Raw genomic sequence first — 20,731 nt, forward strand, 5'->3', positions numbered from 1 at the left:
CAGGAGCGTGGGCGCAGCCAGAGCCGGGAAGCGCGCCCGGCGGAGCGGAGCGCAGCCGGGTGCCTTGATGAGGTAGAGAAACCTGTAACAACCCCGTGCTACAACCGCTCGGTCTGCTCAATGATCCACCGGAGATACGCGGGATTGCCGCTCAAGATGGGCGTCGAGACGACGCATGGGACTTCGTACGGGTGCCGTGCATCCGCTCGGGCGACGATCTCTGCTACGTGATCAGAACGCGTGTGCAGGGCGACGTGAGCCTCGGCAACATCGTGCACTTGATCTTGCCACCGGTAGATGGACCGAATCGGCGTCGTGATGTGACTGCCGGCGCACAGCCGATGCGCCACGAGGTCACGGACAAACTCGGCAAGCCAGTCTGAGTCCGGCGCGGTGATGACGACTGAGCAGACCTCGGTCACGAGGGGACTCCTTGGTCCTCTTTCAACTTCTCGATCAAACCCCGAGCTTCCTCTTCGCTCCGGGCTGCTGCTCCCCAGCCAGTCATGATCTTCCCGTCGTAGCTGAGCCCTACCCACCTGCCGGATAGTGCGATTCCGTGAGCGTGCAGCGTGAAGTAGAACGTTCCCTTCGAGCGGACGGCCCCATTTGCCGCGACGTATCACCCCATGAGGATCTCGTTGTCCCAGAGCCGTAGCTCACCGCGCCACATGTAGCCGCCGTCGTCCACGGAGATCCCGCGAGTAAGGGTGTCGAGCCGGATGAGGACGCCCTGCTGTTGAAACTGCACCTCTTGCGCGGTGATGACCTCGTGGCTGTCCTTCGAGGTCTGCCAGGACATCCACCACTCCCCGGAAAGATCCACTCGCTGCGTGGGCATTCCCGCGAGTTCATCCACAGAGATCTCAAGGGCCGTCGCGAACGGTCCTGCTGTTGCTCGGCGTTCCGGATGTCGTGGTGGACGCGATCATGGGTTGGGAGCCTGGGGGAGCGGCGCGGACGCGGGCCCGGTACATGCACGTCACGGGACCGATGTTGAAGAACGTCTCGAACCAGGTGGGCGAAGCACTGTGGGGGTCCGCCGGCTCCGAGTGAGACGGAAACTGAGACGGAGAACGAAGGAAGCCCCGACCTTGATCAGGTCGGGGCTTCCTTCTGCCCTGCTGGGCCAGTGCGGAGGATACGAGATTCGAACTCGTGAGGGGTTGCCCCCAACACGCTTTCCAAATGTTCGCCTTGGTGTTCGGCGGGGGACAGGGGCGTCCTGACCTGGGACGGAGCCTGGCGTCGAACGGTTGTTGAACGGCGCTGGACGGGGGCGAATGAGACCGAAACTGAGACCAGGGCGCCGGGTCACACCTTCTTGACGACGATCGACTCCGGAACCAGCTTCTCCAGGTCGTCCACGTCCGAGGTAAAGACGGTGACCTGCCCCTTCTGCTGGCGCGCGATGACGGCGAGCACCGCGTCGATCGCGTACTTGTGGCCGTGCAGCTTGGCGTCAGCCAACAGGCGGCGGGCCTGGCGTGCCTCGTCCTTTCCGATGTCGGCGACCCTGAGCCGGGAGAGCACCCAGTCCCAGCGCTGCTCGGTGGTTCTGCCGTCGTACGCCTCGACCAGCGTCATCGGGGAAGTCACCACTTCGGCCTCACCTCGTGCCGCAAGGTCGAGCCAGGCGATCATCTTCCGGTCGCCGCGCACGGCCAGGGACAGGGCTTCGCAGTCGAGTACGAAGACGCGCAAGGGGCGCTGCCTCTGCTCGGTGGCCCGCTTCTTCACGCGGCCTCTCCGGCACTGAGGCTTGCGGCGGCGCGGCGGCGCTCGTGCTCGGCATCGAGTTCCTCCAGCTCCTCGAGCGCGCTCGTGCCCTCATCCTCGCTGAGGGGGCCGTGTTCCTCCTGTAGCCAGTCGGACAGTTCGCGCAGCCGGTCCCGGTCGCGCTTGAAGCGCAGGGCCTCGGCGACGTATGCGGACAGGCCCCGCTCTGCCGCTTCCGCGCGGATCTCGTCCAGGAGATCCTCGGGAATCGTCACCGTTACCTTCTTGGTCGTCGCCATACAGGAGACCATACTCCTGGTATTCGCCCCCTTACCAGCGTGTGCCGCGAAAGGGGGCGTGACTGGACGGCTCGTCCTTCATGCCCTTCAAGGTGCCGTGAGGCTCAGAAGTCGGTCGTTGGCCTCGTCCGGCGCGAAACGGTCAGGGGGAATTCCGTGGCGGACGGGAGTCCGAGCCACTCCAGTATGGCGCGGTGTTCCTCGTGCGCCGGGTCGGCGAGGGTCATTTTGAGGGCGCTGTAGCCGGGGGCGCCGCCGCAGTCCTCTTTCCGGCCCCTACGACAGCCCGCGCACGGTGGTCCAGACCCTCGAACGCACCTGCGGCACGGGCAACTACGACTACGTTGCCCATCCAGGAACGGAACGGGAGCGACCCTCGGCCAGGTCCCGGAGTGCAGACCGAACGGAATGACCGCCGAGAGGGAGCCACGTCACGACGCCCGGGTAAAATGTCGCGAAGGTCGGAAATAAACGAGACTAAAACTGAGACCAGGGCACGTTGAAGGGCCCCACCGCGAGCGGTGGGGCCCTTCAACGTATTGCCCGGTGAGAGCAATGGCGGAGGATACGAGATTCGAACTCGTGAGGGGTTGCCCCCAACACGCTTTCCAACTCTGCATGGCCGTGTGCATCCTGGTTCGTACACGTCCACTCGGCAGGTCGCAGACAGGCTTGCCGGGACGATGAACGACCGCGTACAGCTGTGAACGAGACTGCGGATGAGACTGCGCCCGATGCGGGCGCAATACGTCCCCGCTGCGCCCGCTGCGTAGGAAAAGCCCTCTAGAGGCCCCTGGCGACTGCAGACTGATCAGCGGAATCCCTGCCGGAGTATCGGCGACCCCGTACCAAAGCACTGTCTCCGACGAGGCAGTCACGTCTCTCGCGAGAGTGCCGTACCGCCTGCAGCACGGCGGCCCATCTCTGTGCATCAAGGCCGAGGTGGACTCGGTGGAGCTGGTACGTCGCGTCAGCCACAGCCAAGCTGTCCTGCGGAAGTTTTGTGCGAAGGTCCTGCGCGGACATCAGGACGCCTCGAAGGGCATGATCGATATGGCTCTGGAAGCCAACGAAGACGCCTGACCGTGTGGCAAACCTGGCCACAGGTTGGCCACCGTGCTGGTCAAATGCAGCCCTTCCCCACCAATCGGAGCAATGGTTCACTCAAAGAGGGGTCTTGCTGGTGCGGTTTTCAGCGGGGCATGAGGTGATTGCTCTAATGCCCCGAAAGGAGACCGGCGGTGAGCGCCCTTCTAGAGCCCCCAACCTTTCCCCGTGAGTTCTGGAAACATTTCGTCGAGGACCTAGCACCTGCAATGGATCAACTTTCCAAGAGCGGGAATCTGACCGAAATCGGCCTCATTGTAGAGGTTGATGATTCTTCCGTGCCGCATGTCGCGCAGCTACTCGACGAGGTAGACAGATGGTTTCGATGGGGGCAGGCGGTCGGTGCTCTTCGCCATAAGTACTCACCTGATAATCCGCCCCCGGCGCACACGTACCCCGTATCCCCGAAGGAATTTACCTTTGAGATCGCCAGGGTGGAGAACGGCTCGCTCCGCGCATTCCTCAAGGCCACGGGCGGAACTCTGACCGGCATGGCTCTAGTGCTGGAAGTATTTCATGGGGTGACAGGGCAGAGTCCTCTCGAGTTCTTCAGCGAGGACCATGCGAACAGCTCCGTCCGTGTGCCCGGCCCGTCGGAGAAGGTTGTTGAGCAGGAGCGCGGTCTCTTTGGAGTGCGAGAAGGTGGCGGCGGCGTGCACATTGCCAGCGCGCACTTGACTTTCAAGCTAGATGATGGAGCAACCTTTTCATGTCCATTCAAGGTTGCTTCCAGGGTTGTGGACAATGACGGAATGTTCGTTTCCGATATTTCTGCTACATGTACACAATTTCAGGAGGCAGACGATCGGCCCTCGTAGGTACACGAGGTCAACGAATACCGGTCCCGGAGGGCCAACGTGCAGCAGGGGCATCGTCGCAACTTCCATATCGGACGCCCCGCACGTAGGTGAGACTCAGGCCGATAGCGCATCGATGATCATATAAGCGAGCAGAATTATGTAACCCATGGTAAACAACAGGGGCATAGCTTGCTCGGCGCTGGTGAGGCGCAAATATTTGCCGTGCTGGCCCGACCGCACGAGAGCATGCCATTCTCCTTGAGAGTATGCGCGGGCAGGTAGCTTTTCTTCGAGTACCTCGATTACCGAATATTTTGCCTTATTGAGCAAGCGATATGAGCGCAAAGTGTGGAACCAAACGAAACACTGCCCACACAGTATTAGGATGGCAATCGACAACGCGATTGAATTAAGCCCTTGATCGATTTTTGGTGCGAGCGCCGCAACGGCACTAATCGCCGCCAAGTTCAAGGTCAGGAAAAAAGAATTGGTCAGCCCTCGTCTCGTGCTAACCCGGTCAGCCATTTCCACGCAAATCTTGTACTGTTCAAATATCATCTGCTGCTGGAAGCTTGTGTTCTCAGGCCCCCCGGCCTGAGAACAGCTAGCGTTCCAAACCGCATCACGTAGCTCTTGCGAAGGTCCGGACATGAGCACCTAGTCCTCTAGGGTGTAAATGACACATATTGTCGATGGATTTTTAAGGCTACTCCCCGATTTCAAGGAAGTGTCGGTACGCAGCATGTACTTCGTACCTCTCCTTCCTATCTCCACGCCGCGAAGCCTTCCGCGCTAGAATCTTTGATTTTCTCAAGTCGTCTGCTCTGTCGGGGTATGCGAATTTATTTTCGCTGACCTCTATGCCGAGGAAAGAAATCTTCATAAGCCCCTCTAGGTACTCAGCTGCACGATCTGCGCCCAATCCGGGGATTTCTTCGATTAGTTCCAGTACTTCCGCCTTAGTCACCACAGAGGGCAATCCGGCAAATTCGTATACCATTTCCTCCAGTTGGTTTATCGTTGATCCATATTCAACAAGGAGCGCGTCTAGGGCAAACTTGCTATAGCTTTTCTCTGCCTCCCTGATGTCCTCAGGTTCGACCCGTGAGTGTCGAGCATTAGCGGCGTTAAAGACAGCGGCCTTGCAGAAGAATACGAGATCTCGGGGCCTGTGCAGAATCGTCGAGAGGATATGGTCAAAGGTCGGTAGGGCGCCGATATGTGAGCAGAAGAAGCGGTCCCAAAGCTCGTCCGGTTCTGTCCCCTTAGGGCGCACGGATAGATATCGCTCATCCATGACCCGCTTCAATATATCGGGTTGGTTCCAATCAATCCTCTTCGTATTGATTTTATCTGGCTCGCGGGCTTCCTTAATAACCTCATCATAGATGTCAGATCTAAGAAATACGCTGATTGTTACGTGCACGGATTGAAGTCGATTGTTTTCCTTTTGGAAATCCTCTGCGATTTTACTTACAGTGCTAAGCAGTCCTACGAGCAGCACTGCCTGTGACTTGAGCTCGGCAGATTTCCTCCAACCGCTGTCAAGATTGTCCACTAGCAAAGCTACGCGATGACGGTCACGCAAAGCCTCTCCGAGCAGACGTCGAAGATTTCCGACAAACTTTGCCTGTAGGGCCTGCGCAACACGTTCTCGCTGCTTCTCAATGGAATGCTTCTGGGCAGCCTCTTGCAATTCCTTGCGTACGGAATTGATGACACGCTCTAGGCGAACCGAAAAATCATCCGATATGTCGTTCTGGTGCAGGTAATCTCGAAGCCTCGCCATGGGAGTCCCCTCGCCGATGCCGGCCGGAAGTCTGTCGGCGGCGGCTACGGCCTCGAGCGAGATTTCTGAATAAAGCAGGAACCGCCAGAAGCTTTCCACCAGGAAATATTGGTTCCCGTCGCCGCCAACGGATTGGAGTACGTCCACGAGGCCGTCCAAGTCGTAATTGGTAGGGCGGACTACGCAGACCAAGTTCCGCTTATCGTCCCGCAAAACTTGCGAGGCTCGAATCATGTTCGCGGACTTTCCCATACCCTTTCGTCCGACGAACACAACGCTGCTTTCGGTCAGCACCGCCTCGTACTCTGCTGTCTCAACAAAATATTCGTCTAGCGTGTCAGACTCATTTTCGGCAACATACTCACCAAATTTCAAATCTCTAAGCTCAGTGGCAAGTTCTATTTTAGGGGCAGGTGTCTGGCTTACTGGACCTTCCTTCCTCCAGGCTTGGAAGGAATTTGCAAGCCACAGCTGCAGCTTTTCCGCGAGTCGCTTCTTGTTATGGTAGGTGTACAGGATGTCCTTGTAGTCAACCGGCCCCCGGTAGTCTTCCTCAACGACTACGAGCAAAGGACGTTCGAGCCCTCTCGCCAGACCTGCGATGAACGCACTCCGGGAATTATGTAGGCGATTCCGGTCGTGACTTTCTCCTGACATTTGGAGCAATGTGGCAGCGGACGAGTAAACGGCGTTGACATACCAAGCTAGTGGTGCCGAGCCCTGCTCTGCTGGATCTGCGATCGTTACCTTGGTCCCTAGGTCCCTTTCCTTTCCGATCATTCTGCGGAGATTTCTCTCAGCCTCGGAAGTGTGATACGTAGGCACATAGAATACGGAATCTTTGGACGTTCGATCAAGAGACTGGGATACGTCATCCCACAGCGTCTTCTCGCTCGCCGCCGTTATCCCTGCCATGAATCTAGCGGCTAGCTCGCTCCCATTCTCGTAGAAAATGCAGCCGATCGTGGAGAAGATATCGAACGTCTTCCAGTCGTGAAGCGACTCCTTGGACTTGCAGACCGATAGGACGATATGCTTACGTTGACTAAATGCGTATCCGACTTCAAAAAGCACATTTTGGCTCAATGTTGTTACATCGAATAGGCAAATGGTACTTTCGTTGATGTCTTGCAGGACGGTCTCTATTATGATTCTTCCAGTGGCTGGATTCTCCTCCCATGTTTTCGCATCGGCGAAGCCGCTCTTGTTTATCACTGCCGCCGCATTTTGAATCTCTTGAGAGACGCCGACTGGATTTTTTGAGTAACCGAGAAAGACCTTGTAGTGCATGGCGCCCCCAAAACTGGTGCTGTCGCCTAGGTGTCATCCCTTGGTGTTCCGCCACCGGGGGACTCCCGTCAACGCGTAGCTGTTACCCCTGATGCCCAATTGCTCTAGCTTAGGCAGCGGGCAGCTGGTTCGGGCGCTTTCCCGCAGATTCGGCGTAGTTGAGCCGTCAGATGCTCATCCAGTTCGACCATCGCCCTGCCCTATCCCAAGTAGAGGCTGAGGTGGAGGGGTGAGGCCTCAGACGATCCTCTGACCCGCTCGCACGCCCGAGACGCCACAAGGCCTGGGGGCTACCCATACCTTTGGAGGGGCGTGGAAGGGTTGAAGGGGCTACGAGAGGAACGAGGCGTGTCGCAGCAGGTGAACCCGCGGGGGACCTTTCTGAAGATCGCAGCAGTAGTCAGGACGCAGATCGAGACCGATGATGAGTTGTCCGAACTACCCTCAGCTGCAGAGCTGATGCGTGAGCACGGTGTGTCTCGCGGCGTCGCCCTGCGGGTCTTCCTGGTCCTGCAGAGGGAGGGGATCGCAGAGCCAGTGCCTGGTGGGCGGTGGCGAGTGGTGCGGTCTGGAATGGGCATCGACCGTCGGCCACTCGCTGAACGTGTGGCCGACGTAATCACGGATGAAGGCCTCACCGTGGGGGAAGCCTTCCCGAGCGCGACGGCTCTGAGCACCCGGTTCGGCGTCTCGCGACCCACCGTAAGCAAAGCTCTCGACAAGCTGGAATCTGCCGGCCTGCTGTCCGAGGCTCGGCAAGGGAAGCAGCGCACCGTGCGGGCGCTACCGAAGCGAACGGAGTCTCCGCAATTTTGACGACCACGGGACTGACCGAGTGGGCCTACCCCCTCGCAGAGAAGCTGCTTGCCGAGCCGTTGCCACGTCGGTGGGCGCATTGCCAGGGCGTGGCCGAGCGGGCCCGGACCCTGGCCCCGATCCTCGGAGACGACGCCGAGCTGCTGGAGGCCGCGGCCGTTCTACATGACATCGGGTACGCGCCCGACCTGGCCAAGACCGGCTTTCACCCGCTGGATGGCGCCCGGTACCTCCGGGACGTCGCGCACGCGGACGAACGCATCGTGCGCCTGGTCGCTCACCATTCCTGCGCGTGGATGGAAGCCGAGGCGCGCGGGATGCGCGACGAGCTGGAAGCCGAGTTCCCGCGCGAGCACCCAGACCTTGCCGACGCGCTCTGCTACTGCGACATGAACACGACGCCAGACGGCACCTCGACGAACCCCGTGGACCGGGTGAACGAGATCACAAGCCGGTATGGGCCGGACAGCCTCATCGGTACGTTCATCCGGCGTGCGGAACCGGAGATCCTCGCCTGCACTGCGCGGGTCGTGCTGCGGCTCGCAGAGGTCAAGCGTCAGCCGATGTAGGGCGCCGGCCGCGCCTCGTCCATGGCGTGCTCGATTCGGAGCCGCATGGTCGAGTGGATGTCATACGTGGACAGGTCCGCTGGGGTGACCCAGCGGACCTGAGTTGTTTCGTCGCTCGTCCGTACGTCACCACCGACGGGGCGAGCGCGGAAGCAGATGCTGAACTGCTGCCGTGCCTCTCCGTCGTCGTAGAGCATCACGTGCCCGGGGTCGGTGTAGATCCCAGAGATGTCTATGACTTCGGCCTTGATGCCGGTCTCTTCCCAGACCTCGCGCACCACGGTGTCACTGATGGCCTCGCCGACATCATGGCCGCCACCAGGCAGCGCCCAACGGCCGTTATCCGACCGCTGAATGAGCAGTACGGCACCTTCGTCGTTCCGCACGAACGCTACGACGGACGGCACCACCGAGTTGGCCGGCGGGGCGTCCGGGTCGTGAAGGTAGTCGATGCGTCCCATGTTCAGGCTCCCACCATGTCGTCGTCGGTGACCGGGCGTGCGCTGCCCCAGGTCTGTTCGATGCTACGGGCGTAGGTGTCGAAGAGGCCGCCGCCGGGCAGTCGGCGCAGGTGTAGGACCGGAGCCATGTAGGCGCCGATTCCGTAGACGTGCGTGTTCACGAGCATCTCGTCGTCGGACCGGAAGAGTGAGTTGTAGAGCGTGGCGTCATGGAGCCGGAAGCCGACGTCTGGGTGGCTCGTGAAGAGCGGCTGGTAGTTCACCAGGGCATTGCGGATCTTGCCGTCCATGATGCGGTGCCCCTCGTCTATGCCGCGCTGTCGCACAGCGTCGCAGCCGGGGTCCCCAAGCATGATCCGCACCTGTGCGTTGCTCTCGACCTTGGCTTTCAGCAGGTTGTGGAAGAGAGGGTCCTCCGAGAGCCAGAGCCCGGAGTAGACCAGCACATCGAGGTGGCTGCGGGCCCGCGCGTACAGCTCCCGCCACAGTCCGTTCGGGACCATGTGGCGGTGCGGGTAGACCGTGACGATCTCCGCCTTGCTCAGGTCGGTAGCGCTGTCGACAGCCCTGCCGTCGTCCCACAACGTCGTGACGTCCACGGCGAGCACGGAAGCCGTCGCGTACTGATGGCGTCGGTACGGAACCTTCCCCTGCGTGATCCATCGCTCCACTGTCTTGGCGTTCACGTCGATGGCTTCGGCCAGGTCGCGGACGGTCATGCCCTGCGCGAGGAGCGCCGAACGTAAGCGTTCGTTGGTCATCTCTACCCCCGGTGGGACGTCTTGGGACTTCTCGAAGGTAGCCAGATGTACCCAAGGTGTCTACGGAGGGGGTGACCAACACCCCTGGCCTGCAGCGATGCTGATGGTGCGCCAAGAAGTTCCGGCGCAGAGCCCAGAGGTTCCGTCGATGAGCTTGACGGCAATCGATGCAGTACCTGTAATAGAGGTACTGCATCACCTCGGGGTGATCACAGTGAACGGCTCAACCTGCGCCCGGAGAGCTCCGTGAAACGGGTTCGAAGGAAGCGCTCGTGGCTTGAGAACTGAACAGCGTGCCAAGAACGAATGACGGGGTGGAAGTCCTCGTCCCCGCGGTGACCGGGCGATGTCATCCGGCGGCCCGACCTTCTGCGCAACGGCTCTGGAGAACACCTGACAACACCTCTGGGTGCCACCCGTGTGCGCGCCGCCCTGCTGGCGTCAGAGCAGCAACGATGACGCGCCCGATTCCCCAGGCTCGGGACCTGTTGGCCGTGGCTTCGGCCGACAGGTGAAGCCCTGTGTCTCACCGCTCGGAGGCTGATCGCTTCGCTGATCATCGCCGCCGTCTGATCCCGCTGCACCCGGGGCGGTCACCTCTCGCCAAAAGACCGCGACCGCCCCGGTTCCCGATCCCTTCGTAGTCCTGGAGTTCCTCATGCGTATGTACATCGGCGGCCACCAGGTCGTCTCGGACACCGACTTCGTAGAACTGGCCCTTGGCACCCCGCTGGATCTCTGGCTGGGTGTGGAGGGCGAGAGCAAGATGGAGCGGGCGGCCCGTCTGGACGCGGCCCGCGGTATCCTCGCCGACAACCCCGACCTGCCCGACCGCGTGAGCGAGGCCGCCGCCGAGGCGATCCAGGCTCACGCCCCAGAGCTCTTCAACGTCGCTCTCCTCCCCGCCCGCCGGGCGGCCGGCCGACGGCAGTACCGGGGCGGTGCGGCGGCATGACGACCACAACGCACAGCAAGGATCGGCCGGCGGTTCCGCCGCTGACCCGCCCGGAACTGGGATTGGCCGGTGTCGGTGCGCTCGCCGCGGCCGGTGTCGGTGCGCTCGGGCTGATCTCCTCGTTCGACGCGGTCTCGGCCGCGGCGGCCCGGTGGGGATTCGGTGAGCCGTGGATGGTGCCGGTCGGCATGGACGTCTCCATCCCGGTGTTCTCGGTGGCGAACCTGCTGCTGATCCGGATGGACATGGCGCTTGCCTGGGTCCGGTTCGTCCCCTGGATCCTGACCCTGGTGACCTGCGGACTGAACATCTCCGCCGGACACGGCCTGTGGGCCAAGGTGGCGCACGGAACGATGCCGCTGCTCTGGGTGGTGTTCTCCGAGATCGGCGCCCACATCTACGCCTCACGCATCGGCGCCGTCACCGGCCGCCGTATGGACAAGATCCGTGCCTCCCGGTGGCTGCTCGCCTTCCCCTCCACGTTCGCCCTGTGGCGCCGGATGACGCTGTGGGAGGTCACCTCCTACGTCGATGCGCTGGCCCGCGAGCGGGAACGACTGCTCGCCCGTGCCGAGCTGCGCGAGCAGCACGGCCGCCGGTGGCGCTCGCAGACGCCCCGCCGGGAACGCGTCCTGCTCAAGCTCGGGGAGCTCAACCCGGCCACCGAGCAGGACCCGCCTGCCGAGGCCGAGCCGGTACCGGCCTCGGAGGGCAGCGAGGAACCGAAGGTGGAGCCGACGGTTCCTGCGAAGCCTGCTCGCCGCAGCGCCAAGCCGAAGCCGAAGCCGCGGCGGTCCCTGGACGAGATCCTGGCCGAGGCCCGTCAGGTCACCTCGGCGTGGCCGGACGCGGCACTGACCGCAGACGGTATCCGCACGGCGGTGCACGTCTCGCAGGCCACCGCCCGCATGTTGCGCGACACCCTCAAGGCCGAGCGCGCCGCAGCGCCGCTGCATTCCGTGGATACGGAGCAGGACAACGACGGTGACGAAATGGGCGGGGCGATGGCGGCATGAGCACCCTCTTAACCGCCCTCGCCGCAGCAGTGCCGATCGCGGCCGGATGGTCGGTTCACTTCCTGTGGCTGCGCCGCTCTCTGCGTAGCGCTCGTAGGGACCCGCTCACCGGGCTGCACACAAGGGACGGCTTCACCCGCCGAGCGACCGTCCTGCTCAAGGATCCGCGGGCGGTGGTGGTCCTCGCGGACGTCGACCGCTTCAAGCAGATCAACGACAACTACGGCCACGCAGCGGGGGATGCCCTGCTGCGGGCAACCGCGGACCGGTTGGCCCACTACGTCGGGCGGGCCGGGGTCGCCGGACGGCTAGGCGGCGATGAGTTCGCCGCAGTCGTCATCGACGACCACGGCACCGTCGCGGACCTGCTCGCCGTCCTGCACGGCGTGCTCGCCCGCCCCGTAGACGGTTTGGATCCGGCGGTGCACACCACAGTGTCCCTCGGCTGGGTCCGTGCCGCAGACCACCCCGGAGAGGACCTCTCCGGTCTGCTGCGCCGTGCGGATGAGGCCATGTACGCGGCAAAGCAGGGCCGGGCCGGTGTCCGTCGGGCGGGACTCGGCAGGCTCTTCGCTACGTGGTCTGGCCGTCGCGCCGGCCGACGCGGCACCGCACTCGCCGGACCTCGGGACGCGGCCTGATGTCCCCCGTGTTCGGCAAGTGCTACGACCCGACCGGGGCCATGCACGGCATACCAACGTTCCCGTGGAAGTACGCACCTGACGCTACGCCACCCGCCGCCAACTCCGTGCCCGCGGGCTGCGGCCCGGCGGGCAGGAAGTGGCCGCGCAGATCATGCGCCGCTCGCGCCGCCGGAAGGCCGGTGTGGCCGTCGCCTACCTCTACCGCATCGACCGTGCCAAGCCCGTTCGTCCTATGACTCCGGGCCGCGCTGCGGCGCTCGCTAAGGCGATGCTCGCCCGTCGCCCCTGCCCGCAGTGTCTGCAGGACGCCGGGTACTGCATCCCCACCTCACTCGGTATGTGCCCCTCCTGCGCCTACCTCGAAGAACAGCGCCCCGCAGCGTAAACGAACGCACGAACGAGGGGCGCAAACCGCGCCCCTGCCCCTTGCTCCGGGGCCCGAGCATCAACGACATGGGCCCGGCCGCTCACCTCTCACAGCGTCGGCCGGGCCCGCGTCCACTCCCTTGTCCAGGAAGGACAATCAGTGAATCACGACGACGAAAGCGAACTCTTCAACCGACTCGAAGCCGACATGAACACCCCCACCGCACCCGACTCGGGTGGGGAAGTGGTCGACCTCGACAAGGTCCGGTCGGCCCGGACCGAGTCGGCCGACCCCCACGCCGACCGGTCGGCCGACTCGCCTCCCGCCGGGTCGGGTGACGGGTCGGGCGACCCGGACGAGCCGATGATGGTCGACGGTCCGGCGGAAGTCGGGCCCGGGTTCATGGGCCGGATCATCGGCGCCAAGCGGCGGGCGATCGTCCCCGCCTGGCTCCGGTCGTCGGCCGAGCTGCGGACCGCGACCCGGTGGGCCGCAGGGCACTACGGCCACCTGGCCGGGTACCACGCACTGCGCTCCCCGTACTACGCCGCCCGGCTCACCTTCCAAGCCCCGGTCGGGGCGGCGAAGTTCGTGGGCGGGTCGATGCGGTGGGTGTCCGACCGGGAGGGCGAGCCGGTCCGGCTCGCGTCCGTCCGGCGCGAGGACGCAGCCGAGTACCTCAAGCTCTCCCGCCAGCGCGACGGCCGGGTCCGGCTGAGGACCCTGGTTGCGGTGCTGGGCATGTCCGTCGGGCTCGGTGTCGCGCTCGCCATCTACGTCCTCGCCCCCGGCTGGCTCCAGGTCCTCTCGGTCGGAGCCCTGCTCCTGGCCCTCGGATCGGCCGGCACTCAGGCAGACGCCCCGGTCATCACCCGCGCGGTCGAAATGACCAAGGCACCCAAGCTCACCTCGGACATCGTGCTGCGCGCCCTCGGAGCACTCGGCATCACCGCGATCAACCAGGTGCAAAGCAAGGGCCGCGACGGATTCACCTTCACCGCCCCCATCACCCGCGACGGCCCCGGATGGCGCGCGGAAGGCGACCTCCCCTACGGCGTCACCGTCACCGACGTCATCGAGCGCCGCGACAAGCTGGCATCCGGTCTGCGCCGCCCGCTCGGCTGTGTGTGGCCCGAAGCCGTCCCGGACGAACACACCGGGCGCCTCGTGCTCTGGGTCGGTGATCAGGACATGTCCACGGCCACGAAGCCCGCATGGCCCCTGATCAAGGGCGGGTCCGTCGACCTGTTCAAGCCGGTCTCCTTCGGCACCGACCAGCGCGGCCGCTGGGTGGACATCACCCTGATGTACATCGCCGGTGTCATCGGGGCGATCCCCCGGATGGGCAAGACGTTCCTGCTTCGTCTGCTCCTGCTCATCGCCGCCCTCGACGCACGGGCCGAGGTCCACACCTACGACCTCAAGGGCACCGGCGACCTCGACCCCGTGGGCGAGCGAGTCTCGCACCGCCACCGGGCCGGGGACGATGACGAGGACATCGAATACGCCCTGGCTGACCTGCGGGAACTGCGCACCGAGCTCCGGCGCCGGGCCAAGGTGATCCGGTCCCTGCCGCGGGACATCTGCCCGGAGTCGAAGGTGACGTCCGAGCTGGCCAACAAGCCGAAGCTCGGGCTGCACCCGATCGTGATCGGGGTGGATGAGTGCCAGGTCTGGTTCGAGCACCCCAAGCACGGCGGGGAGTTCGAAGAGATCTGCACCGACCTCGTCAAGCGCGGACCCGCCACCGGCATCGTGCTCCTGCTCGCCACCCAGCGCCCGGACGCAAAGGCCCTGCCCACCGGCATTTCGGCGAACGCGTCGGCTCGGTGGTGCCTGAAGGTCATGGGCCAGCTGGAGAACGACATGGTCCTCGGCACCTCCAGCTACAAGCGGGGGATCCGGGCGACGATGTTCAGCTGGAAGGACAAGGGGATCCACTACTTCGTCGGTGAAGGCGCCGACGCGCGGATCGTCTCTTCCGTCTACGTCGATGCACCCACGGCCGAGGTGATCGGGCTGCGGGCCCGCCGCCTGCGCGAGGCAGCCGGACGGCTCACCGGGCACGCCGCGGGCGAGTCGTTCGAGGACCGCGAGACCAGTGGATTCGATCTGCTCGCGGACATCCTCGCGGTGGTGCCGGCCGAAGAGCCGAAGCTGTGGTCCGAAGTCGTCGTGGCCCGCCTGGCCGAACTCCGGCCGGACATCTACGGCGGCTGGGAGCCCGAGCAGCTGGCCGCAGCCCTCAAGCCGCACGGCGTCAGCACCGGCCAGGTCTGGGGCAAGACCGAGACCGGGAAGGGCGCCAACCGGCGCGGCATCGAACGCTCCCACATCCTCACCATGATTGCGGAGCGTGACGGAAACCGGGACGCGGGCTAGCCCCGCTCGCCGCTAGACCTAGCGCCACACCCCGCTAGGTCTAGCGGCACCGCTAGCGGCACATTCGCCGCTTGATCAGGCCACTAGCTTCTAGCGCCCCACCTGCGCAAACCCCTGAAACAGGCCCGGGAGGCCCTTCATGACCCCTGTCCTGCTCGCTAGCGCACTCCTTCTGCTCATCACGTTCTGTTACGCGTCTCTGTGTGCGGCCAGCCCGTTCGGGGACTGCCGCAAGTGCCGTGGTTGGGGCTTCGCGACGAAGACCGACCGCAAGGGCCGTGCCAAGCGCGGCAAGGACTGCCGCCGCTGCAAGGCCACCGGCAAACGCATCCGGATCGGCCGCCACCTCTACAACGTCGCCGCCCGCCTCCACCGCGACGGCACCCGCTAACCACTCAGGGGAACGGCGGTCACCCGCCCTGAGGCGATCCCGACCATGTCAGGCGCTCGCCAGCGTGACCGCCGGTCCAGGCCCCGAGCTTGCGAGCACCCGGGGCCCCCGCACCCTACCCAGCACTCCCCATCAGCCTCAAAGGAGTTCACCTCGTGGCCGTCACCATCTCGCTCGTCCTCCTGTTCGGCCTGGTCCTGTTCTTCCTGCTCCGCTCCAACACCCTCGGCTGGGGCGCCGCGTTCATCGCCGTCATGTTCGGGTTCTTCCTCGCCTCCACCGGCGCGTCCGGCCCGATCAACGAACTCACCACCGCCGTCATCGACGCCATCCCCGACCTGTGAAGGGGCACGCCATGAACGACCCGCTGATACAGCACCACTGGGCCGCACTCGCCGCGCCCAAGGTGGCGCCCGCACTCGCCACGTCCACCGTGCTCATCCTGGGCCGGATCTGGAACGCGAACGGCGCCGAGCACTCCGTGGGCAACGCGGCCTTGATGGTCGTCCTCGCCGCCGGAGCCGCAACGGCCGGCGCATTCGCCGCAGCCGGACGCAGTGGCGGTGACGGGGCCCTCGCCGCGACCGCGTTCGCCACCTCCGGAGGACTCGCACTCGCAGGCGTCGCCGGATACGCCGACGGCCTGCCCCTCCCGCTGCTGCTCTGGGCGCTCGCCACCGCAGTGGCCTACGGGGTCGCCGCCCGCTACTGGCGTACCGACCGCCGCGACACCGTCGCCTACGACCGGCAGACCACCGTGCGGCGCGAAGAGCACGGGCACATCGAGCGGGTGGAACTGCTCCGCAGCCGTACTCAGATCGAGGTGGCTCGCGAGACATCCACCGGCTACGCCGAAGCGCTCGCCGCAGCCCTCACCGCCCGCGCGACCCTGCCCAGCTTCGACCCGCAGGCACTCACCCGCGCCGGACTCCCCGAACTCCCCACCACCGACACCACCAAGGAGCACTGACATGAGCACTGACACCGAGCGCTGGCCCACACCGGACACGGCGTACGCCGAAGCCCCGGGCATCGTCCGTGAGATCGGATGGACCGCTCAGGCCGCGGCCGACAAGCCGTTCGGTACGACGCTGGGCCGGGAGTTCTGGCTCCGTAAGGCGGCGCTCCTGGACCGCATCGCGCTGGCCGAGGGAGCCGAGGGCCGGTGCCTTGACGCCGCCGGAGCTGCCGAGCACGCCGCCGCGCGGCTGATGGACGTGGACGACACGGACGTCATCTGCGACCCGCGCCACTACGTCCGCCAGCAGTACGCCCTGTGGGCCGACGAGCAGTAGCTATGCCCGGGGCGGTCGCCTCTCGCCAAAGACCGCGACCGCCCCGGTTCCCTTGCCCCTTCGCGGAAACAGGAGAACCCCCAGCATGACACCAACCCCTGCCCCAACGCTGCTGAGCGCCGCCCTGGCTGCAGCAGAGCGAGGCTGGCCCGTCTTCCCTCTGCGCCCCGGTGACAAGCGGCCTGCCGGGCACCCCGAACGCCACTGCCCCGGCGCCGGCCGGTGCTCGGAAGGTCACCGCACCCCGGAGCAGCGCGCCACGCTCGATGGCAATCAGATCGCTCAGTGCTGGCAGGCCACCCCGTACAACGTCGGCATCGCCACGGGCCCCGCGAACCTCGTGGTTGTGGACCTGGACGTACCCAAGGACGACACCGAGACCCCGCCCACTGAATGGGCGGGAGCGGCCGACGGCCTGGACGTGTTGGCCATGCTCTGCGAGCGCGCCGGGGAGCAACTGCCGACCGAGACTTACACCGTGCGCACCCGCCGCGGCGGACAGCACCTGTACTTCACCGCACCCACGAAAAGGCGGCTACGCAGCACGGCCAACGTCCTGGGCTGGAAGGTCGACACCCGTGCCTGGGGTGGATACGTGGTGGCCGCCGGCAGCACCGTGGGCGGAGCGCCGTACGAGATCATTGACGACGCGTGTCCGGCCCCCCTCCCTGCGTGGCTCGGTGACCTGCTCACCCCCAAGCCCGCACCGGCTCCCATGCCGTTGGCTGAGCTGTCGGCCCGGATGCGCAACGCCACCGCTTACAGCACCGCCGCACTGCGCGGGGAGCTCGAAAAGGTGCTGTCCGCCCGCGAGGGCGGTCGTAATCGTGCTGTGTACTTCGCGGCCTACGCCCTCGCACGGATGATCCGGAGCGGGGACCTCACCGAGGCCGCGGTAAGCAGCGAGCTGAGCAGCGCCGGGCAGTCGATCGGCCTGCCCGCCGGAGAGTGTCGCACCGCGATCCGCTCCGGACTCATCCGGGGTGGGGCGCCGGAGGCGAGTGCAGCATGAGCGAGCTGGAAGAACTGCCCGTGCCGTCCAACCCAATGGCCGTGGCGCGTCGTCTGCTCCCGAGCTGGCAGAACGAGAACAAGCGGCTCGTGTACCGACGCTGGCGCGGATCGTGGATGCGCTGGACCGGCACCTGCTGGCGCGAACTGGACGATCAGCAGATGCGGTCCTCGCTCTACAAGCGGCTGGAGTACGCGGTCTACAGCGTTCCGGGCAAGGACGGCCAGCCCGAGATCCGTGACTGGGCACCCACGAAGCAGAAGATCAGCAACCTGCTCGATGCACTGGGAGCCATCACGCTCCTGCCCACCGACACCGACGCCCCCTCGTGGGTCGAGCAGGACGCCGATGGCAAGGACGGCAGCCCGATCGTGGCCTGTGAGAACGGCTTGCTTCGCATCCGGGACCGGGCCCTTCTGCCGCACACCCCCGGCTTCTTCAACCTGGTATCCGTCCCGTTCCACTACGACCCCGCCGCCACGGCGCCGACATGGGAACGCTTCCTTCGGCAGATCTGGCCGGACGACCAAGCAGCCCTGGACGCACTGCAGGAATGGTTCGGCTACGTCCTCTCCGGCCGCACTGACCAGCAGAAAATCCTGCTCATCAAGGGGCCGTCCCGCTCAGGCAAAGGCACCATCGCCCGGGTCCTGAAGGAACTGGTCGGACGCGAGAACCTCGCCGGGCCGACGCTCGCCGGCCTCGGCAGCAACTTCGGTCTGTCCACGCTGCTCGGCAAGCCGCTCGCCGTCATCTCCGACGCCCGTCTGTCCGGCAAGGACGGCGGCCAGGTCGTCGAACGGCTGCTCACCATCTCCGGTGAGGACACCATCGACATCGACCGCAAATTCCGCGACCCGTGGACCGGCAAGCTGCCCACGCGGCTGATGATCCTCACCAACGAGCTGCCGAGCTTCGGGGACTCCTCCGGGGTCATCGCCCGCCGGTTCATCGTGCTCAACATGACCGTGTCCTGGCTCGGAAAGGAAGACACGGCCCTCACCGACAAGCTGGCCACCGAGATGCCCGGGATTCTCAACTGGGCTCTGGAAGGGCTGGCACGCCTCCAGCGCATCGGCCGGATCACGGACCCGCCTTCCTCTCAGGAAGCGGTCATCACGATGCAGGACACCGCCTCGCCGACGAGCGCGTTCATTCGCGAGCGCTGCACCGTCGGTGCCGCCTGTGAGGTCCCCGTCGACACCCTGTGGGCGGTCTGGCGCGAATGGGCCGAGGACAACGGCGTACGGGCCGTGGGGACCAAGCAGATGTTCGGACGGAACCTGCTCTCCGTCGTCCCACAACTCCACCGGGCCCGCCCCCGCGACGCGTACGGGCGGCAGGTGCCCACGTACACCGGCATCACGCTCACACCGTCCGATCCGCGATAGCCCGTGCCGCGACTCAAGCGACTCACGCCGCCTCCACCGTACGGCCTCTGAGTCGCTTGAGTCGCGACACACAGCAATGCGGACTCCACACACACCAGCTCGCGTGACCGCACCGAGGAGTGCCATGTCCCGGCTCGAATTGCTGAAGAACGACGAGAACCCGCAGGACCTCGATCTCACGCTCCTCGCGGTGACAGTCGAGGAAGCCGCCCGCCGCCTGAGCATCGGCCGGACCACGATGTACGGCCTTATCCGTGACGGAGCCGTCCAGACGGTCCCGTTCGGTCGCAGTCGACGCGTCCCCGTTCAGGCGCTCATCGACTACCTGAACGAGCGCATGCAGACCCGCAACAACCACGCCGCGGCGTAAGGAGCATCCATGGTCAAGCGGCCCAAGCGCCCGGATGGGGCGTCGTCCATCTATCTCGGCAGTGACGGTTACTGGCACGGCCGAGTGACCGTGGGCACCCGTGATGACGGCAAGCCGGACCGGCGCCATGTCATGAGCAAGGTCAGCGAAGGGGAGGTGATCAAGAAGGTTCGCGCGCTGGAGAAGCAGCGGGACGAAGGCAAGGTACGAAAGGCCGGCCGCGCATGGACCGTGAAGGCGTGGTTGCTGCACTGGGTGGAAGAGATCGCCAAACCGTCGGTGCGGGAGAACACGTACGCCGGTTACGAGGTGGCTGTACGGGTCCACCTCGTGCCCGGTGTCGGGGCTCACCGGCTGGACAAGCTGGAGCCCGAACACCTTGAGCGCTTCTACAGCCGGATGCTGACCAACGGCAGCAAGCCCGCAACCGCCCACCAGGCACACCGGACGATTCGTACCGCCCTGAATCACGCGCTGCGCCGCGGCCACGTCACACGGAACGTCGCCACCCTCGCGGTCCCTCCGAGGATCGAGGAAGAGGAGGTGGAGCCGTACGACATCGAAGAGGTGCAGCGCCTGCTCTCGGAGGCCGCCAAGCTTCGGAACAGCGCTCGCTGGTCCATCGCGCTCTCCCTGGGCCTCCGGCAGGGGGAGGCGCTCGGGCTGCGGTGGGCAGACCTCGATACCGGCAGCGGAGTCCTGCGCGTCCGGAAGAACCGGCTGAGGCCGAAGTACCTGCACGGCTGCGGCGGCGATTGTGGCGCGAAGCCGGGGTACTGCAAGAAGCGGGTCAGGAAGAACGAGGACACGGCCAACACGAAGTCGCGCGCCGGCCGACGCGTCATCGGCGTTCCTGACGAACTGGTGAGGCTGCTGGAGCTCCACCGCAAAGAGCAGGCACGCGAGCGGGCGATCGCGGGGGAGGAGTGGCGAGAGTCCGGGTTCGTCTTCACCTCCCCGGTGGGTGAGCCGCTGGTGCCGAGCACGGACTACGACACCTGGAAGCGGCTCCTGGCCGATGCGAAGGTTCGGGACGGGCGCCTGCACGATGCCCGGCACACCGCGGCGACGGTTCTGCTCATCCTCGGTGTCCCCGAACGGGTCGTGATGCAGATCATGGGCTGGTCGTCCACGGCGATGGCGGCCCGGTACCAGCACGTGACGGGTGGCATCCTCGCCGACGTCGCGCAGCGGGTCGGAGGACTCATCTGGGAGGTGGCTAAGGAGCCCGACGAGGGCAGCGCGGACGGCTCCGCAGGGTCTCAATGAGACTGCAGATGAGACTACGGGCCTAGAG

25 protein-coding genes and 1 pseudogene are annotated in these 20,731 nt (G+C 65.0%); 17 read left to right on the forward strand and 9 right to left on the reverse strand.

What is annotated here, in order from left to right:
• Positions 1 to 98: 98 nt before the first annotated feature.
• The 5 genes from cutA to AB0M87_RS18275 all read right to left on the reverse strand — a co-directional run bounded on the left by cutA (position 99) and on the right by AB0M87_RS18275 (position 2,428).
• Positions 99 to 422 carry a divalent-cation tolerance protein CutA gene (cutA, locus tag AB0M87_RS18255; RefSeq protein WP_365853982.1) on the reverse strand — a complete coding sequence of 108 codons (324 nt, stop codon included), beginning with the start codon at positions 420 to 422 and terminating at the stop codon, positions 99 to 101.
• Between the two features lie 200 nt (positions 423 to 622).
• Entirely contained in the window at positions 623 to 802 is a 180-nt protein-coding gene (locus AB0M87_RS18260) for a hypothetical protein (RefSeq protein WP_365853984.1), read from the reverse strand.
• Positions 803 to 1,314: 512 nt separating this feature from the next.
• On the reverse strand, positions 1,315 to 1,740 hold the full coding sequence (locus tag AB0M87_RS18265; protein ID WP_365853986.1) for a PIN domain-containing protein: 426 nt from the start codon (positions 1,738 to 1,740) through the stop codon (positions 1,315 to 1,317).
• Complete coding sequence (locus tag AB0M87_RS18270) at positions 1,737 to 2,018, reverse strand: CopG family transcriptional regulator (protein WP_365853988.1); 282 nt, start codon at positions 2,016 to 2,018, stop codon at positions 1,737 to 1,739. Before AB0M87_RS18270 ends, AB0M87_RS18265 begins: the two co-directional genes overlap by 4 nt.
• 104 nt (positions 2,019 to 2,122) lie before the next feature.
• Positions 2,123 to 2,428: a hypothetical protein gene (locus AB0M87_RS18275; protein WP_365854147.1), complete on the reverse strand. Its 306-nt coding sequence runs from the start codon at positions 2,426 to 2,428 to the stop codon at positions 2,123 to 2,125.
• 481 nt (positions 2,429 to 2,909) lie between these two features.
• Here AB0M87_RS18275 and AB0M87_RS18280 point away from each other — a divergent pair, with 481 nt between their 5' ends.
• Both AB0M87_RS18280 and AB0M87_RS18285 read left to right on the forward strand, forming a co-directional pair.
• Positions 2,910 to 3,101, forward strand: coding sequence for a hypothetical protein (locus tag AB0M87_RS18280; RefSeq protein WP_365853990.1), 192 nt, complete (start codon positions 2,910 to 2,912; stop codon positions 3,099 to 3,101).
• 158 nt (positions 3,102 to 3,259) lie between these two features.
• Entirely contained in the window at positions 3,260 to 3,943 is a 684-nt protein-coding gene (locus AB0M87_RS18285; protein ID WP_365853992.1) for a hypothetical protein, read from the forward strand.
• A 96-nt stretch (positions 3,944 to 4,039) separates the two neighbouring features.
• Here AB0M87_RS18285 and AB0M87_RS18290 read toward each other — a convergent pair whose 3' ends face one another.
• Together AB0M87_RS18290 and AB0M87_RS18295 are read right to left on the reverse strand one after the other, a co-directional pair.
• Complete coding sequence (locus tag AB0M87_RS18290) at positions 4,040 to 4,576, reverse strand: hypothetical protein (protein WP_365853994.1); 537 nt, start codon at positions 4,574 to 4,576, stop codon at positions 4,040 to 4,042.
• 55 nt (positions 4,577 to 4,631) lie between these two features.
• On the reverse strand, positions 4,632 to 7,004 hold the full coding sequence (locus AB0M87_RS18295) for a hypothetical protein (protein WP_365853996.1): 2,373 nt from the start codon (positions 7,002 to 7,004) through the stop codon (positions 4,632 to 4,634).
• Positions 7,005 to 7,352: 348 nt separating this feature from the next.
• Between AB0M87_RS18295 and AB0M87_RS18300 the strand changes: the two genes are divergently transcribed.
• Together AB0M87_RS18300 and AB0M87_RS18305 are read left to right on the forward strand one after the other, a co-directional pair.
• On the forward strand, positions 7,353 to 7,820 hold the full coding sequence (locus AB0M87_RS18300; RefSeq protein ID WP_365853998.1) for a GntR family transcriptional regulator: 468 nt from the start codon (positions 7,353 to 7,355) through the stop codon (positions 7,818 to 7,820).
• Positions 7,817 to 8,389 carry an HD domain-containing protein gene (locus AB0M87_RS18305; protein ID WP_365854000.1) on the forward strand — a complete coding sequence of 191 codons (573 nt, stop codon included), beginning with the start codon at positions 7,817 to 7,819 and terminating at the stop codon, positions 8,387 to 8,389. The genes AB0M87_RS18300 and AB0M87_RS18305 overlap by 4 nt, the downstream gene beginning before the upstream one ends.
• Here AB0M87_RS18305 and AB0M87_RS18310 read toward each other — a convergent pair.
• Positions 8,377 to 8,850 (reverse strand): NUDIX domain-containing protein, encoded by a 474-nt coding sequence (locus tag AB0M87_RS18310; protein WP_365854002.1) that lies wholly within the window; start codon positions 8,848 to 8,850, stop codon positions 8,377 to 8,379. The two genes, AB0M87_RS18305 and AB0M87_RS18310, sit on opposite strands and share 13 nt — an antisense overlap.
• A 2-nt stretch (positions 8,851 to 8,852) precedes the next feature.
• Positions 8,853 to 9,611, reverse strand: a complete 759-nt coding sequence (locus AB0M87_RS18315; protein ID WP_365854004.1) for a helix-turn-helix transcriptional regulator — start codon at positions 9,609 to 9,611, stop codon at positions 8,853 to 8,855.
• Between the two features lie 658 nt (positions 9,612 to 10,269).
• Between AB0M87_RS18315 and AB0M87_RS18320 the strand changes: the two genes are divergently transcribed.
• From AB0M87_RS18320 to AB0M87_RS18380, 13 genes and pseudogenes are all read left to right on the forward strand, one after another.
• Positions 10,270 to 10,566, forward strand: coding sequence for a hypothetical protein (locus tag AB0M87_RS18320; RefSeq protein ID WP_365854006.1), 297 nt, complete (start codon positions 10,270 to 10,272; stop codon positions 10,564 to 10,566).
• Positions 10,563 to 11,582, forward strand: a complete 1,020-nt coding sequence (locus AB0M87_RS18325; RefSeq protein ID WP_365854008.1) for a DUF2637 domain-containing protein — start codon at positions 10,563 to 10,565, stop codon at positions 11,580 to 11,582. The genes AB0M87_RS18320 and AB0M87_RS18325 overlap by 4 nt, the downstream gene beginning before the upstream one ends.
• Positions 11,579 to 12,223 carry a GGDEF domain-containing protein gene (locus tag AB0M87_RS18330; RefSeq protein WP_365854010.1) on the forward strand — a complete coding sequence of 215 codons (645 nt, stop codon included), beginning with the start codon at positions 11,579 to 11,581 and terminating at the stop codon, positions 12,221 to 12,223. The genes AB0M87_RS18325 and AB0M87_RS18330 overlap by 4 nt, the downstream gene beginning before the upstream one ends.
• A pseudogene (locus AB0M87_RS18335) lies at positions 12,223 to 12,611 on the forward strand (RRQRL motif-containing zinc-binding protein). The gene AB0M87_RS18330 and the pseudogene AB0M87_RS18335 overlap by 1 nt, the downstream one beginning before the upstream one ends.
• 141 nt (positions 12,612 to 12,752) lie before the next feature.
• Positions 12,753 to 14,975: a cell division protein FtsK gene (locus tag AB0M87_RS18340; protein WP_365854012.1), complete on the forward strand. Its 2,223-nt coding sequence runs from the start codon at positions 12,753 to 12,755 to the stop codon at positions 14,973 to 14,975.
• 139 nt (positions 14,976 to 15,114) lie between these two features.
• The gene (locus AB0M87_RS18345) at positions 15,115 to 15,366 is read left to right on the forward strand and encodes a hypothetical protein (RefSeq protein ID WP_365854014.1); all 252 of its coding nucleotides are present in this window, start codon (positions 15,115 to 15,117) and stop codon (positions 15,364 to 15,366) included.
• A 155-nt stretch (positions 15,367 to 15,521) separates the two neighbouring features.
• A complete protein-coding gene (locus AB0M87_RS18350) occupies positions 15,522 to 15,710 on the forward strand; it encodes a hypothetical protein (RefSeq protein WP_365854016.1) in 189 nt (62 codons plus the stop codon).
• Positions 15,711 to 15,721: 11 nt separating this feature from the next.
• On the forward strand, positions 15,722 to 16,336 hold the full coding sequence (locus AB0M87_RS18355; protein WP_365854018.1) for a hypothetical protein: 615 nt from the start codon (positions 15,722 to 15,724) through the stop codon (positions 16,334 to 16,336).
• 1 nt (position 16,337) lies between these two features.
• A complete protein-coding gene (locus tag AB0M87_RS18360; protein WP_365854020.1) occupies positions 16,338 to 16,661 on the forward strand; it encodes a hypothetical protein in 324 nt (107 codons plus the stop codon).
• An 85-nt stretch (positions 16,662 to 16,746) separates the two neighbouring features.
• Complete coding sequence (locus tag AB0M87_RS18365; RefSeq protein WP_365854022.1) at positions 16,747 to 17,673, forward strand: bifunctional DNA primase/polymerase; 927 nt, start codon at positions 16,747 to 16,749, stop codon at positions 17,671 to 17,673.
• Positions 17,670 to 19,064 carry a phage/plasmid primase, P4 family gene (locus AB0M87_RS18370; RefSeq protein WP_365854024.1) on the forward strand — a complete coding sequence of 465 codons (1,395 nt, stop codon included), beginning with the start codon at positions 17,670 to 17,672 and terminating at the stop codon, positions 19,062 to 19,064. Before AB0M87_RS18365 ends, AB0M87_RS18370 begins: the two co-directional genes overlap by 4 nt.
• 124 nt (positions 19,065 to 19,188) lie before the next feature.
• Positions 19,189 to 19,434 carry a helix-turn-helix domain-containing protein gene (locus tag AB0M87_RS18375; protein WP_365854026.1) on the forward strand — a complete coding sequence of 82 codons (246 nt, stop codon included), beginning with the start codon at positions 19,189 to 19,191 and terminating at the stop codon, positions 19,432 to 19,434.
• A 9-nt stretch (positions 19,435 to 19,443) separates the two neighbouring features.
• Positions 19,444 to 20,703, forward strand: a complete 1,260-nt coding sequence (locus AB0M87_RS18380; RefSeq protein WP_365854028.1) for a tyrosine-type recombinase/integrase — start codon at positions 19,444 to 19,446, stop codon at positions 20,701 to 20,703.
• The last annotated feature ends 28 nt before the right edge of the window (positions 20,704 to 20,731 follow it).

Origin of the sequence: Streptomyces sp. NPDC051320 (genome assembly GCF_040682175.1) — a bacterium.
In the GTDB taxonomy this organism is placed as follows: domain Bacteria; phylum Actinomycetota; class Actinomycetes; order Streptomycetales; family Streptomycetaceae; genus Streptomyces.

Coding starts and splice junctions, on each gene's coding strand:
- AB0M87_RS18260 (WP_365853984.1), bottom strand. CDS start 802: ATGTCCTGGCAGACCTCGAAGGACAGCCACGAGGTCATCACCGCGCAA.
- AB0M87_RS18270 (WP_365853988.1), bottom strand. CDS start 2,018: ATGGCGACGACCAAGAAGGTAACGGTGACGATTCCCGAGGATCTCCTG.
- AB0M87_RS18290 (WP_365853994.1), bottom strand. CDS start 4,576: ATGTCCGGACCTTCGCAAGAGCTACGTGATGCGGTTTGGAACGCTAGC.
- AB0M87_RS18295 (WP_365853996.1), bottom strand. CDS start 7,004: ATGCACTACAAGGTCTTTCTCGGTTACTCAAAAAATCCAGTCGGCGTC.
- AB0M87_RS18310 (WP_365854002.1), bottom strand. CDS start 8,850: ATGGGACGCATCGACTACCTTCACGACCCGGACGCCCCGCCGGCCAAC.
- AB0M87_RS18315 (WP_365854004.1), bottom strand. CDS start 9,611: ATGACCAACGAACGCTTACGTTCGGCGCTCCTCGCGCAGGGCATGACC.
- AB0M87_RS18320 (WP_365854006.1), top strand. CDS start 10,270: ATGCGTATGTACATCGGCGGCCACCAGGTCGTCTCGGACACCGACTTC.
- AB0M87_RS18325 (WP_365854008.1), top strand. CDS start 10,563: ATGACGACCACAACGCACAGCAAGGATCGGCCGGCGGTTCCGCCGCTG.
- AB0M87_RS18330 (WP_365854010.1), top strand. CDS start 11,579: ATGAGCACCCTCTTAACCGCCCTCGCCGCAGCAGTGCCGATCGCGGCC.
- AB0M87_RS18345 (WP_365854014.1), top strand. CDS start 15,115: ATGACCCCTGTCCTGCTCGCTAGCGCACTCCTTCTGCTCATCACGTTC.
- AB0M87_RS18355 (WP_365854018.1), top strand. CDS start 15,722: ATGAACGACCCGCTGATACAGCACCACTGGGCCGCACTCGCCGCGCCC.
- AB0M87_RS18360 (WP_365854020.1), top strand. CDS start 16,338: ATGAGCACTGACACCGAGCGCTGGCCCACACCGGACACGGCGTACGCC.
- AB0M87_RS18365 (WP_365854022.1), top strand. CDS start 16,747: ATGACACCAACCCCTGCCCCAACGCTGCTGAGCGCCGCCCTGGCTGCA.
- AB0M87_RS18370 (WP_365854024.1), top strand. CDS start 17,670: ATGAGCGAGCTGGAAGAACTGCCCGTGCCGTCCAACCCAATGGCCGTG.
- AB0M87_RS18375 (WP_365854026.1), top strand. CDS start 19,189: ATGTCCCGGCTCGAATTGCTGAAGAACGACGAGAACCCGCAGGACCTC.
- AB0M87_RS18380 (WP_365854028.1), top strand. CDS start 19,444: ATGGTCAAGCGGCCCAAGCGCCCGGATGGGGCGTCGTCCATCTATCTC.